This is a genomic window from Streptomyces sp. NPDC086766, assembly GCF_044746005.1.
GTDB lineage: Bacteria > Actinomycetota > Actinomycetes > Streptomycetales > Streptomycetaceae > Streptomyces.
Genome location: NZ_JBIVBI010000002.1, coordinates 480,336 through 492,947, shown reverse-complemented (window position 1 = coordinate 492,947; position 12,612 = coordinate 480,336). Strand labels below are relative to the sequence as shown.

The 12,612-nt window shown below is 70.9% G+C and carries 11 protein-coding genes; 5 read left to right on the top strand and 6 right to left on the bottom strand.

Annotated elements, in window-relative coordinates:
- Nucleotides 1-247: 247 nt before the first annotated feature.
- Complete coding sequence (locus ACIPM1_RS05350; protein ID WP_003992873.1) at nucleotides 248-505, top strand: WhiB family transcriptional regulator; 258 nt, start codon at nucleotides 248-250, stop codon at nucleotides 503-505.
- A gap of 302 nt (nucleotides 506-807) precedes the next feature.
- Here ACIPM1_RS05350 and ACIPM1_RS05345 read toward each other — a convergent pair whose 3' ends face one another.
- Complete coding sequence (locus ACIPM1_RS05345) at nucleotides 808-2,271, bottom strand: sensor histidine kinase (RefSeq protein WP_402429427.1); 1,464 nt, start codon at nucleotides 2,269-2,271, stop codon at nucleotides 808-810.
- Between the two features lie 476 nt (nucleotides 2,272-2,747).
- A complete protein-coding gene (locus ACIPM1_RS05340) occupies nucleotides 2,748-3,383 on the bottom strand; it encodes a TetR/AcrR family transcriptional regulator (protein WP_402429167.1) in 636 nt (211 codons plus the stop codon).
- Between the two features lie 187 nt (nucleotides 3,384-3,570).
- On the opposite strand from ACIPM1_RS05340, the gene nagB reads away from it, so the two are divergent.
- The gene (gene nagB, locus ACIPM1_RS05335) at nucleotides 3,571-4,356 is read left to right on the top strand and encodes a glucosamine-6-phosphate deaminase (protein WP_356186017.1); all 786 of its coding nucleotides are present in this window, start codon (nucleotides 3,571-3,573) and stop codon (nucleotides 4,354-4,356) included.
- A 154-nt stretch (nucleotides 4,357-4,510) separates the two neighbouring features.
- Here nagB and ACIPM1_RS05330 read toward each other — a convergent pair whose 3' ends face one another.
- The 4 genes from ACIPM1_RS05330 to ACIPM1_RS05315 form a co-directional block, all read right to left on the bottom strand.
- Entirely contained in the window at nucleotides 4,511-6,001 is a 1,491-nt protein-coding gene (locus tag ACIPM1_RS05330) for a glycoside hydrolase family 3 protein (RefSeq protein ID WP_402429164.1), read from the bottom strand.
- Nucleotides 6,002-6,010: 9 nt separating this feature from the next.
- Nucleotides 6,011-6,862 (bottom strand): carbohydrate ABC transporter permease, encoded by an 852-nt coding sequence (locus ACIPM1_RS05325; RefSeq protein ID WP_402429161.1) that lies wholly within the window; start codon nucleotides 6,860-6,862, stop codon nucleotides 6,011-6,013.
- Nucleotides 6,859-7,842: a carbohydrate ABC transporter permease gene (locus tag ACIPM1_RS05320; RefSeq protein WP_402429158.1), complete on the bottom strand. Its 984-nt coding sequence runs from the start codon at nucleotides 7,840-7,842 to the stop codon at nucleotides 6,859-6,861. The genes ACIPM1_RS05325 and ACIPM1_RS05320 overlap by 4 nt, the downstream gene beginning before the upstream one ends.
- 134 nt (nucleotides 7,843-7,976) lie before the next feature.
- A complete protein-coding gene (locus tag ACIPM1_RS05315) occupies nucleotides 7,977-9,260 on the bottom strand; it encodes an extracellular solute-binding protein (protein ID WP_402429155.1) in 1,284 nt (427 codons plus the stop codon).
- Between the two features lie 452 nt (nucleotides 9,261-9,712).
- Here ACIPM1_RS05315 and ACIPM1_RS05310 point away from each other — a divergent pair, with 452 nt between their 5' ends.
- The 3 genes from ACIPM1_RS05310 (at nucleotide 9,713) to mctP (ending at nucleotide 12,609) form a co-directional block, all read left to right on the top strand.
- Nucleotides 9,713-10,477 carry a GntR family transcriptional regulator gene (locus tag ACIPM1_RS05310; RefSeq protein WP_402429151.1) on the top strand — a complete coding sequence of 255 codons (765 nt, stop codon included), beginning with the start codon at nucleotides 9,713-9,715 and terminating at the stop codon, nucleotides 10,475-10,477.
- 234 nt (nucleotides 10,478-10,711) lie between these two features.
- A complete protein-coding gene (locus tag ACIPM1_RS05305; protein WP_402429148.1) occupies nucleotides 10,712-10,984 on the top strand; it encodes a DUF3311 domain-containing protein in 273 nt (90 codons plus the stop codon).
- Entirely contained in the window at nucleotides 10,981-12,609 is a 1,629-nt protein-coding gene (gene mctP / locus ACIPM1_RS05300) for a monocarboxylate uptake permease MctP (protein WP_402429145.1), read from the top strand. The genes ACIPM1_RS05305 and mctP overlap by 4 nt, the downstream gene beginning before the upstream one ends.
- Nucleotides 12,610-12,612: the final 3 nt, after the last annotated feature.

Sequence of the window (12,612 nt, the reverse complement as noted above, 5' to 3'; positions counted from 1 at the left end):
TAGTCGACACCGAGGAATCAAAAAAAACTTTCCGGAAGGGGTTGTATCCGCCGCTGAGGTTTGCGAGTCTCTACGTGGCGATCGGGGCGGCCCACCACACGGGCCCCAGAGATCACCGGAACCCCTCTTCAATCCACAGGACCACGCCAGGGAGACCTGACGGTCGGCCCTTCACTTGTTGAGGGATTCGTGAAAGCGTTCACATTCACAAGCAACCCGCACGTAATACCAAGGAGAGGTAGCAGCCATGGACTGGCGTCACAACGCCGTTTGCCGCGAGGAAGACCCCGAGCTCTTCTTCCCCATCGGCAACACCGGTCCTGCGCTGCTGCAGATCGAGGAAGCCAAGGCCGTCTGCCGTCGCTGCCCGGTTATCGAGCAGTGCCTGCAGTGGGCGCTCGAGTCCGGTCAGGACTCCGGCGTCTGGGGTGGTCTCAGCGAGGACGAGCGCCGCGCCATGAAGCGCCGCGCCGCCCGCAACCGGGCCCGTCAGGCCTCCGCCTGACCCACGCCACCCCGCTGACAGCCTGAGCTTGGCGGCGCGTGCAGCACGCACGCATCTCCCGCCCCCGAGCCGCAGCGCGCAGTATCCCCGCGCTTGACACAACAGCGAGCATTGGCCCCGGACCGCATCGCGGTCCGGGGCTTTCTGCTGTGCGGGGCCGGTCACGCGGACGCCGTGCCGCGCGTGGGCCGGCCGCGGCCGGCCCCAACTCCCGTGCGGCGCAACGCTTCCGGGCCGGGCGCACTGCTTCCGGGTGGGCTCGCTGCTCCCGGGCGAGGCGCCCTCCTCCCGGACCACGCCCGCTACTTCTGGGCCACCGGGATGTCCAGGATCACGCGCGTGCCGCGCTCCGGGGCCGGGACCATGTCGAAGGTGCCGCCCAACTCGCCCTCGACCAGGGTGCGGACGATCTGCAGACCGAGGTTGCCGGAGCGGTGCGGGTCGAAGCCCTCCGGCAGTCCGACCCCGTCGTCCTGCACGGTGACGAGCAGGCGGGCCTCGCGCGAGGTGCCGCCACGGACCGCGGAGACCTCCACCGTGCCGGTCTCGCCCTGCCGGAAGCCGTGCTCCAGGGCGTTCTGCAGCACTTCGGTCAGCACCATCGACAGCGGGGTCGCGACCTCGGCGTCCAGGATTCCGAAGCGGCCGCTGCGCCGGCCGGTGACCTTGCCCGGCGAGATCTCGGCGACCATCGACAGCACCCGGTCGGCGATCTCGTCGAACTCCACCCGCTCGTCCAGGTTCTGCGACAGCGTCTCGTGCACGATCGCGATCGACCCGACCCGGCGCACCGCCTCCTCGAGGGCCTCCCGGCCGCGCTCGGACTCGATCCGCCGGGCCTGGAGGCGGAGCAGGGCCGCCACCGTCTGCAGGTTGTTCTTGACCCGGTGGTGGATCTCCCGGATGGTCGCGTCCTTGGTGATCAGCTCCCGTTCGCGGCGGCGCAGCTCGGTGACGTCCCGCAGCAGCACCAGCGAACCGATCCGCGTCCCCTTGGGCTTGAGCGGGATCGCCCGGAACTGGATCACGCCGTCGTGGGCCTCGATCTCGAACTCGCGGGGCGCCCAGCCGCTGGCCAGCTTGACGAGCGCCTCGTCCACCGGGGCCCGGGACGGGGCGAGTTCGGCGGTGGTCCGGCCGAGGTGGTGGCCGACGAGGTCGGCGGCGAGGCCGAGGCGGTGGTAGGCGGACAGCGCGTTCGGCGAGGCGTACTGGACGGTGCCGTCCGCGTCGAGCCGGATCAGCCCGTCGCCGACGCGCGGTGAGGCGTCCATGTCGACCTGCTGGTCGGGGAACGGGAAGGAACCCGCGGCGATCATCTGCGCGAGGTCGGAGGCGCTCTGCAGATAGGTCAGCTCCAGCCGGCTCGGGGTGCGCACGGTGAGCAGGTTGGTGTTGCGCGCGATGACGCCCAGGACCCGCCCCTCCCGCCGGACGGGGATCGACTCGACCCGCACGGGGACCTCCTCGCGCCACTCCGGGTCGCCCTCGCGCACGATCCGGCCCTCGTCGAGCGCGGCGTCCAGCAGGGGGCGGCGGCCGCGCGGGACGAGGTGGCCCACCATGTCGTCCTGGTACGAGGTCGGGCCGGTGTTGGGCCGCATCTGCGCGACGGAGACGTACCGGGTGCCGTCGCGGGTGGGGACCCACAGGACCAGGTCGGCGAAGGAGAGGTCGGAGAGCAGTTGCCACTCCGAGACCAGCAGGTGGAGCCACTCGAGGTCGGAGTCGTCGAGAGCGGTGTGCTGGCGTACGAGTTCGTTCATGGAGGGCACGTCTGCGAGCGTACCTGGGTGTTCGGCCACCGTTCGAAATCGGCCGCTCGCGCCGGCGGGGCCGAACGGCCCCGAAGACACCCGCGGGCCGCGGCGCCTGAGAGGGACCCTCAACCCTCCCGGCACCGCAGCCCGGAGCAACATCGGCCGCGGGGTGTGCGGTCCCGGTCGGCCGAAGGATGAGGAGCCGGGGCAGTCAGGGCAGAGAGCACCGGTTCCTCGGTCCGTCCTCCTGTGCGGGGAGGACGGAGGTTCGTGCGTTCACCTGTGGCGCGCGGGCGGTGCCGCGCGCGTTCGCTGTTCACGTCTCTTCCCGCATTCTGGACTAGACCACTTCGGCATGTCCATGAGCAGGAAGACGTTCATCGGTGTTTTCGCCGGTCCGCCGCTCCGGTGCGAGCCGGGTCGGCCAACCGAGCGGACGCCGTCGGGCGTCCGCATCCACCCCGCAGCCTAGCCCGCCCGGCTCATCCACGGGGCCAGATGGCCATGGCAATTTCGGCGAGGGCCTCCAGTTCCTCGCGGGACGCGCCGTCGCGCGCCTGCTGGGACATGCCCTGGACGACCGCGCCGACGTACCGGGCCAGCGAGCCGACGTCGGTGGCCGCGGGCAGCTCCCCCGCGGCCACCCCCGCCTCCATACGGCGCTCGAAGGCGGCGATGGACGCGTTGCGCCGCTCACGCAGGGATTCCGCCACCTCCGGGGTCGTGCAGTTGGTCGCCGCGTGGACGACGAGGCAGCCGCGCGGGCGGCCGGGGGCGGTGTACGCGGCGGCGGCCTCCCGCAGCGTCCGTGCGACGGCGGCACGGGCGGTGGGCTCCTCGGCGAGGGCGCGGTCGCCGAACGAGCCGTACCGCTCGGCGTAGGCGCGCACGGCCTCCGCGAAGAGCGCCCGCTTGTCGCCGAAGGCGGCGTACAGACTCGGGGTGCCGATGCCCATGGCCCGGGTGAGGTCGGAGACGGAGGTGGCCTCGTACCCGTGCTCCCAGAAGGCGAGGACCGCCTTCTGCAGCGCGGTCTCGCGGTCGAAGGAGCGCGGGCGGCCACGGGGTCTGGAAGCGGGTCCGCCCCGCACCCCGGCGTCCTCGCCACAGCTCACCATGGCGCGCATTTTATAGCGGCCGCTAGAGAAACGTGAAGGGGTCGGCGTGCCCCGCGATACGCCGACCCGGGCGCGGTCCACTCTGTTAGATTGGTCTAAACCACATGGTCCCTGACGCGGCCCTCCCCACCGGGCCCCGTCCCTCCCCTGTCCCTCTCCTCAGCCTTCTCAGATCGGCAGGCCCAGCGTGGAAGTTGTCATCGTTCCCGACGCCGCGGCGGGCGGCGAGCTCATCGCCGAGGCCATGGCGCAGCTGCTCAGGCGCAGGCCCGACGCCCTGCTCGGCGTGGCCACGGGCTCGACGCCGCTGCCCGTCTACGAGGCCCTGGCGGCCAAGGTGCGCGCCGGCGCCGTGGACACCTCCCGGGCACGGATCGCGCAGCTCGACGAGTACGTGGGGCTGCCCGCCGACCACCCGGAGTCCTACCGCTCCGTCCTGCGGCGCGAGGTGCTGGAGCCGCTCGGGATCACGATGGAGGGCTTCCTGGGCCCCGACGGCACAGCCGAGGACGTGCCGGCGGCGTGCGCGGCGTACGACCGGGCGCTGGCCGAGGCCGGCGGGGTGGACCTCCAGCTGCTCGGCATCGGGACGGACGGGCACATCGGGTTCAACGAGCCGTGCTCGTCGCTCGCCTCCCGGACCCGGATCAAGACCCTGACCGAGCAGACCCGGGCCGACAACGCGCGCTTCTTCGACGGTGACGTCGACCAGGTGCCCCACCACGTGATCACGCAGGGCATCGGGACGATCCTGGAGGCGCGGCACCTGGTGCTGCTGGCCACGGGCGAGGGCAAGGCGGACGCCGTCGCCGCGACCGTCGAGGGCCCGGTCGCCGCCGTGTGCCCGGCGTCGGCGCTCCAGCTCCACCCGCACGTCACGGTCGTCGTCGACGAGGCCGCCGCCGCCGAGCTGAAGCTCGCCGACTACTTCCGGCACACCTACGCCGACAAGCCCCGGTGGCAGGGCCTCTGATCCCCGCCGATCGCGCCGCCGCCCGGCCCGGCGTCCCGGACGGCGGCGCAGGGCGAGACGAAGGCGCCGGCCGTCCCGTCGGGGGTGGCCGGCACCTTCGTCCTACGGGCCGTCCGCGCCCGTGTCCGACGCGGCGGGCCTTCTGAAGAGGGCTCTAGCCCTCCGTCCCCGCGATCACCTCTGCCGCCGCTCGGCCGCAGACGCGGGCCGCGCCGTGGGTGGCGAGGTGGAGGGCGCCCCGGGGGGCCGCCCGGGGGACGCCCATCTCGACGACGATCGTGTCGGGGCGGGCCGCGAGCAGGGTGTCGAGGACTGCGGCCATCCACGGGTGGCGGTGCTCGTCGCGGACGACGGCGACCACCCGGCGGCTTCCGGCCGCGTCCAGGGCCGCGCGTGCGGCCTCCCCCTCCGCGAAGGTGCCCGTCTGCGTCCCGGGCAGGAGCCGGCGGAGTTCCGCGGCCACGCCCCACGGGGTCTCGTCGCCGACGGCGATGTTGGCGACCGGGGTGAGGGCGACGACGTAGGGCGGTTCGGTGAGCGGGGTGAAGTCCGCCCCGCCGGTGACCCGCAGGGCGCGGCGGGCCGCCCGCAGGCCGACCTCTTGCTCGGCGGCGTTCCGCGCCGCGCCGGGCCGGGCCGCCGTCCAGCGCGCCAGGCCGCGCACCCGGTCCGCCGCGTCCGCGAGCCGTTCCTCGGGGAGTTCACCGGCGCGGACCGCCGTGACCAGGGCGTCCCGCAGGCGCCGTACCGTCTCGTCGTCCGCCAGACCGCCGCCCACGCAGATCGCGTCGGCGCCGGCCGCGACGGCGAGGACGCTGCCCCGCTCCATGCCGTAGGTGGCGGAGACGGCCCGCATCTCCATGCCGTCGGTGACGATCAGGCCGTCGTAGCCCAGCTCGCCGCGCAGCAGTTCGGTCAGGACCGCGCGGGACAGGGTCGCGGGGTGGTCCGGGTCCAGGGCGGGGAGCAGGATGTGCGCGCTCATCACGGCCTTGGTGCCCGCGGCGATCGCCGCGCGGAACGGGACCAGTTCCCGCGCCCGGAGCACCGCGTCCCCGACGTCGATGCGCGGCAGCGCGTGGTGGGAGTCGACCGCGGTGTCGCCGTGCCCGGGGAAGTGCTTGGTGCAGGCGGCGACCCCCGCGGACTGCAGTCCGGTGACGTAGGCGGCGGTGTGCCGGGCGACCAGTTCGGGGTCGGCGCCGAAGGAGCGGACGCCGATGACGGGGTTGGCCGGGTCGGAGTTCACGTCGGCGGAGGGCGCCCAGTTGAGGTTGACGCCGCAGGCGGCAAGGCGGTGGCCGAGTTCGAGGGCGACCGAGCGCGTCAGCTCCACGTCGTCCACGGCGCCGAGCGCGTGGTTGCCGGGGAAGCTGGAACCCGTGCGCGCCTCCAGGCGGGTGACGTCGCCGCCCTCCTCGTCGATGGCGACCAGTACGTCGTCCCGCTCGGCGCGCAGCTGGGCGGTGAGCGCGGCCAGTTGCGCGGGCGAGGCGATGTTGCGGCCGAACAGGCCGACCGAGGCGAGGCCCTCCCCCAGCCGCCGCAGCAGCCAGTCGGGGGCGGTGGTCCCGGTGAAGCCGGGCTGGAGGACCGTCAGCGCGTCGCGCGTGAGGGTGTCGGTACCCCTGGCGAATGTCGTCATCGGGTGGCGTTATCCCTTCACGGCGCCCGCGGTCAGGCCCGCGGCCATCTTGCGCTGGACGAGGAGGAACAGGACGACGATCGGTACGGCCATCATCGTGGCTCCGGCCATCATCGGGGCGTATTCGGTGCCGTGCTTGGTGGTGAAGTTGCCGAGCCAGACGGTGGCGGTCTGGTGCTCCTGGCTCATCAGCATCAGGGCGTACAGGTACTCGTTCCAGGCCTGGATGAAACCGTAGACCGAGGTGGCGACCATGCCGGGGGCGAGGAGCGGGAAGACCACCCGGACGAAGGCGCCGGTGCGGGAGCAGCCGTCGACCATGGCGGCCTCCTCCAGCTCCCGGGGGACGTTGACGATGAAGCCGCGCAGGGTCCACACCGTGAAGGGGAGGATGAAGGTCAGGTACGTGATGATGAGGCCGGTGAGCCTGTCGTACTGCTCCAGGTCGTTGAGCAGCAGGAAGACCGGGATGATCATGGCGACCAGCGGGACCATCTGGACCGCCAGGATGCCCACGATCACGATTCTGCGGCCGCGGAAGGCGAAGCGGGAGATGGCGAGCGCGGCCAGCATCCCGACCGCCATGCCGATCACCACGACCGTCAGCGACACGACCAGGCTGCGGCCGACCGGGCCCCAGAAGTCGGCGATGTCCAGCGCCCGGCGGAAGTTGCCGAGGGTGAGGCCGGTGGGCAGCAGGCTCGGCTCGGGGTCGATGGCGTCCTTGGCCGGCTTGAACGCCGTGTCGAGCATCCAGTACAGGGGGAAGCCCGCGGTGACGAAGACGAGCAGGCCGAGCAGGTTCCAGCCGAGCCTCGGCCTTCGGCGCCCGGGGGACGTGAGGGTGGTCGTCCCGCTCATTCGACCTCTCCGATCTTCAGCATCTGGCGCATGTAGACGGCGACCACCCCGAGCAGCAGCAGGACGGTGACGAGGGCGATCGCCGAGCCCTGCGCGTAGTCGTTGACGACGAAGGCGCGGTCGTAGGAGTAGGTGTTGAGGACCTGGAACTCCGCCTCGGGATGGCCGCCCCGCATCACGAACACCTGGGGGAAGACGCCCATGTCCCAGATCACCGACAGGGTCGTCAGCATCACCACGATCGGCTTGAGGACCGGCAGGGTGACGTAGCGGAAGACGCCCCACGAGCTCGCCCCGTCCAGCCGCGCGGCCTCCTCCAGCTCCCTGGGCACCTGCGTGAGACCCGCGCTCAGCGTGACGACGACGAAGGGCACGGCCCCCCAGACCACCAGCAGCATGATCACGGCCAGGCCCTGCGGCCCGCTCGCGAACCAGTTGTGGCCGATCATGTCGACCCCGGGCAGCCTGCTGAGCAGTGCGTTGAGGACGCCGTAGTCCGAGTCGAAGAGCCACTTGAAGACGGTGGTGGCCACGATGACCGGCATGCCCCAGCTCGCCACCAGCACGATGTTGATCAGGGTCTTCAGCCAGCCCGACACCCGTTGCAGCAGGAGCGCGATCACCATGCCGGAGACCATGGTGAGGACCACGCAGCCGCCGGCGAAGACGACCGTGCGCAGCACGACCGCCCAGAACGCGCCGTCGCCCAGCACGGCCGCGAAGTTGGCGAACCCGACCCACTCGGCCGGCTGGAAGCCCCACAGCTGGGGCTGGCCGAACTTCTGCACGGACAGGGTGACCAGCCGCACCAGCGGATAGGCCATGACCAGGGCCAGGATCAGCAGACAGGGCGCGAGCAGCAGCCAGGGCGTCGCGGCGCCGCCCGCGGTGCGCGGTCTGCGCGGCCGGTCCGGGGCGGGCGGTGGCGCCTGGCGCGGCGGCGGCGCCTTGGCGGGGGTGGTGGTGTCTGCGGCACTCATCGCGCGCTCCTCAGCGGTCCCTCACGGGCGTACGGGACGGGGTCGTACGAGGCTCGGTCGTATGGGGCCCGGTCGTATGGGGCCCGGTCGTACGAGAAGCGGGGCCCCGCCCGACGGCGGGGCCCCGCGCCCGGTCACTTGGTGTTGATGACCTTGTCGATCGCGGCGTCCGCCTCCTTGGCGGCGGCCTCGACCGACTTCTTGCCGGTGCCGATGTTCTGCAGCATGGTCTGCAGGACCTGGGCCTTCTCGACCTGGCCCCAGCCCGGGGCCATGGGGACGAACCAGTTGGACTCGGCCGCGGTGGCGGGGACGGCGGTCGCGGGGTCGTTCTTCAGGGTCGCGAGGTCGGTCTTGTTGTTGGGCAGGTTGCCCTTCCCGATCAGGCCCTTCTGGCCCGACGGGCCGGTGAAGGCGTTGATCCACTCGGCGGCGAGGTCCTGCGCCCTGGACTTCACCGGGACGGCGAGGTCGGAACCGCCCAGGAAGACCGGCATGTTCTTGCCGGACGGGCCGGGCATCACGAAGTTCTCGAGGTTGTCCTTGAGCTTGCCGGTCTTGTCGTTCTTCGGGTCGGCCGCGGTCGCGCCCTCCCAGGCGGCGCCGAAGATCATGCCGGACCTGCCCTGACCGTAGACGATGTAGCGGTCGGACTCGTCCTTGGTCTTGTCGCCGTGCATGTACCTGTCGACGACGTTCTTGAACTCGGTGAGGCCCTTGAGGGACTCGGGCGAGGAGAGACCGGCCTTCCAGGTGCCGCCCTCCTCCTTCGCTATGGAGCCGCCGGCGTCGTAGACGAAGGACATGGCCGCGTACCAGTCGCGGGTGGGCTGGTACCAGGCGCTGAACTTGCCGCCCTGCTTCTTCTGCACCTTGTCCAGGGCGGCGGTGAGGTCCTGGTAGGTCTTCGGCACGGACTTCACGCCCGCCGCGGCGAACACGTCCTTGCGCCAGTTGGCGACGCGGCCGCCGGCGTAGTAGGGGACGCCGTAGGTCTTGCCGTCGTAGGTCACCGAGGCCTTCAGGCCGTCGAGCCAGGCGGCGGAGCCCGTGAACTTCGCCGGGTCGACGGGGGCGAAGGCGCCCTTGACCATGTAGCCGAGCATCTCGGTGTTGCCCATCTCGACCACGTCGGGGGCCTTGTCGGTGGCGAGGACGGCGTCGAGCTTGGTGTTCTTGTCCGGCCAGCCGTAGTACTCGTGCTTGATCCTCAGGCCGGGGTGCTTCTTCTGCACCGCGGCGTCGGCGGCCTTCACCAGCTCCGGCCAGTTGTTCTGCGCGTCCACGGTGAGCCAGACGGTCAGCTCCTTGGCGTCCGCGCCGCCCTTGCCCGACCCCGTGCCGTCATCGCTCCCGCACGCCGCGATGGAGACCATCATGCCCGCGATACCGATCGCGGCAACCAGCTTGCGCTTCACGCCACCCTCCTCAGGGATGCCACAAACCCCCCTGCCTCCCCGCGGTTCGAGCGTCAGCGCAACCGCCCTCGGGGCCGGGACCTGGACCAGTGGTGTAGACCAGTACGGGGAGCTTGGCCCAGACCAATAGGGCTGTCAAGGGTGTTCCGACGGGCTCCCGCCGTCCGTTACGGGACCGCGATATGCAGGGACCTTTCATTGCTCGTCCGGCAGAAACGGACGGCCCGACTCCCCCGGACCATCGGCGTCCGCGCGGGCGTCCCCGCCCCCCGGTCCGCCTGGACCACGCGTCCCGGACCCGCTATGGACTAGACCAGCAGGGGTCACGGCGGTATACAGAGGAGATCACGGAGCGTACGGGTGGCCCCCCGGCGCGCGAAGCCGTGCCACGATGTGAGCCGCGGCCGATCAGCGGGTCGGCCGCTTCGGCACTGGAGCCGGGAAGGCGGAGCATGAGCACCGACGTCAGCAGTGCGGAGAACGAGGGTGGGACGACCGTCCGTACCGCGCGCGTGCCCAAGTACTACCGCCTGAAGAAGCACCTGCTCGACATGACGGACACGCTCCCGCCCGGCACGCCGGTCCCCCCGGAGCGGACGCTGGCGGCCGAGTTCGACACCTCGCGCACGACCGTGCGCCAGGCCCTGCAGGAACTGGTCGTCGAGGGCCGCCTCGAGCGCATCCAGGGCAAGGGCACCTTCGTCGCCAAGCCGAAGGTCTCCCAGGCGCTGCAACTCACCTCCTACACCGAGGACATGCGCGCCCAGGGCCTGGAACCGACCTCGCAACTGCTGGACATCGGGTACATCACCGCCGACGACCGGCTCGCCGAACTGCTCGACATAACGGCCGGCGGACGGGTGCTGCGCATCGAGCGCCTGCGCATGGCCAACGGCGAGCCGATGGCCATCGAGACCACACACCTGTCGGCCAAGCGCTTCCCCGCCCTGCGGCGCAGCCTGGTGAAGTACACGTCCCTCTACACGGCCCTCGCCGAGGTCTACGACGTCCACCTCGCCGAAGCCGAGGAGACCATCGAGACCTCGCTGGCCACTCCGCGCGAGGCGGGACTGCTCGGCACCGACGTGGGCCTGCCCATGCTGATGCTCTCCCGGCACTCGCTGGACCGGCAGGGCAACCCGGTGGAGTGGGTGCGGTCGGTCTACCGCGGCGACCGCTACAAGTTCGTCGCGCGACTCAAGCGGCCGCAGGACTGAACCGGACGGCCGGCCCGTTCGTGTACCCCGTCAGGACGGACTCATGCCCACGACAAGGGGCCCACTCGGCAGTCGGGTGTGTGCGATTGTGCACATGCCCTGACCTGCGACGACCGTTTCCACGCCACGGTTGCTCACGCTGCCGAACTGTTATGCGGAAAGACCTTTTCGCTTTCCGGACGCCGTGGCTAGATTGCCGCGCATAGCCAGGTGACAGAGAGTGGAGCCGCAAATATGTCCGATTCCCCCGATGTCAGCAGAGCGGTGGTGACACCCGTCCGGGTCGTCATCGCCCTCTGTCTCCTCGCGCCCTTCGTGGCGCTGCTGTGGGTGGGGTCATACGCCAAGACGGACCCGGCCTTCGCCGGCATCCCGTTCTTCTACTGGTACCAGATGCTGTGGGTGATCATCTCCACCGCGCTGACCATGACCGCCTACCAGCTGTGGCGGCGTGACCAGCGCGCCCGCGCCGCCGCCCGCACCCAGGACGGAGGTGCCTCGGAATGAACAACGGAGTTCACGGCGTCGAACTCGGCGTCTTCGTCTTCTTCTTCCTGCTCGTGACGGTCATGGGCTTCGTCGCCGCGCGCTGGCGCAAGGCGGACAACGCCCACAGCCTCGACGAATGGGGTCTGGGCGGCCGGTCGTTCGGCACCTGGATCACCTGGTTCCTGCTGGGCGGCGACCTGTACACCGCGTACACCTTCGTGGCCGTCCCGGCGGCGATCTACGCGGCGGGCGCGGCCGGCTTCTTCGCCGTGCCGTACACGATCCTCGTCTACCCGCTCATCTTCACCTTCCTGCCGCGTCTGTGGTCGGTGTCGCACAAGCACGGGTACGTCACCACCTCGGACTTCGTCCGCGGCCGCTTCGGCTCCAAGGGCCTGTCGCTGGCCGTGGCGCTCACCGGTCTGCTGGCGACCATGCCGTACATCGCGCTCCAACTGGTCGGCATCCAGGCCGTCCTGGACGTGATGGGTCTCGGCGGCGACGCGTCCTCCAACGTGTTCGTGAAGGACCTGCCACTGCTGATCGCGTTCGGTGTGCTGGCGGCGTACACCTACTCGTCGGGGCTGCGCGCGCCCGCGCTGATCGCGTTCGTGAAGGACGCGCTGATCTACATCGTCATCGCGGTGGCCATCATCTACATCCCGATCAAGCTGGGCGGGTTCGACCAGATCTTCGCCAAGGCGGGTGACGCCTTCGCGCAGACCAACCCGGCGACCGGCAAGCCGCGGGGCGCGCTGGCTCCCCCCGAGGCGGGCCAGTGGACGTACGCCACGCTGGCGCTGGGCTCCGCGCTCGCGCTGTTCATGTACCCGCACTCGATCACCGCGACGCTGTCCTCGCGCAGCCGTGACGTGATCCGCCGCAACACCACGATCCTGCCGCTGTACTCGCTGATGCTGGGTCTGCTGGCCCTGCTCGGCTTCATGGCGATCGCGGCGGGCGTGAAGGTGCAGAACGGCCAGTTGGCCATCCCGGCCCTGTTCGACCAGATGTTCCCCGACTGGTTCGCCGGTGTGGCCTTCGCGGCGATCGGCATCGGCGCGCTGGTGCCGGCGGCCATCATGTCCATCGCGGCCGCGAACCTGTTCACCCGCAACATCTACAAGGACTTCATCAAGCGGGACGCGACGCCCGCGCAGGAGACCAAGGTCTCCAAGCTGGTCTCGCTGCTGGTGAAGGTGGGCGCCCTGGTCTTCGTCCTGACGATGGACAAGACCGTGGCGATCAACTTCCAGCTGCTCGGCGGCATCTGGATCCTGCAGACCTTCCCGGCCCTGGTCGGCGGCCTGTTCACACGCTGGTTCCACCGCTGGGCGCTGCTCGCCGGCTGGGCGGTCGGCATGGTCTACGGCACCGCCGCGGCCTACGGGGTCGCCTCGCCGACGCAGAAGCACTTCGGCGGCTCCGCCGCGGAGATCCCCGGCATCGGCGAGATCGGCTACATCGGCCTGACCGCGTTCGTGCTCAACGTGGTGGTCACGGTGGTCCTGACCTTCGTCCTGAAGGCCGTCAAGGCGCCGGAGGGCGTCGACGAGACCAAGCCGGAGGACTACACGGCGGACGCGGGCGACCCGGGCGTCGAGGTGGAGCTCCCGCCGGCCACGGCAGGCGCCTCGCACTGAACC

Excerpts from the sequence above, each read along its gene's own strand:
- ACIPM1_RS05350 (WP_003992873.1), top strand. The coding sequence starts at position 248 with ATGGACTGGCGTCACAACGCCGTTTGCCGCGAGGAAGACCCCGAGCTC.
- ACIPM1_RS05345 (WP_402429427.1), bottom strand. The coding sequence starts at position 2,271 with ATGAACGAACTCGTACGCCAGCACACCGCTCTCGACGACTCCGACCTC.
- ACIPM1_RS05340 (WP_402429167.1), bottom strand. The coding sequence starts at position 3,383 with ATGGTGAGCTGTGGCGAGGACGCCGGGGTGCGGGGCGGACCCGCTTCC.
- ACIPM1_RS05330 (WP_402429164.1), bottom strand. The coding sequence starts at position 6,001 with ATGACGACATTCGCCAGGGGTACCGACACCCTCACGCGCGACGCGCTG.
- ACIPM1_RS05325 (WP_402429161.1), bottom strand. The coding sequence starts at position 6,862 with ATGAGCGGGACGACCACCCTCACGTCCCCCGGGCGCCGAAGGCCGAGG.
- ACIPM1_RS05320 (WP_402429158.1), bottom strand. The coding sequence starts at position 7,842 with ATGAGTGCCGCAGACACCACCACCCCCGCCAAGGCGCCGCCGCCGCGC.
- ACIPM1_RS05310 (WP_402429151.1), top strand. The coding sequence starts at position 9,713 with ATGAGCACCGACGTCAGCAGTGCGGAGAACGAGGGTGGGACGACCGTC.
- ACIPM1_RS05305 (WP_402429148.1), top strand. The coding sequence starts at position 10,712 with ATGTCCGATTCCCCCGATGTCAGCAGAGCGGTGGTGACACCCGTCCGG.
- mctP (WP_402429145.1), top strand. The coding sequence starts at position 10,981 with ATGAACAACGGAGTTCACGGCGTCGAACTCGGCGTCTTCGTCTTCTTC.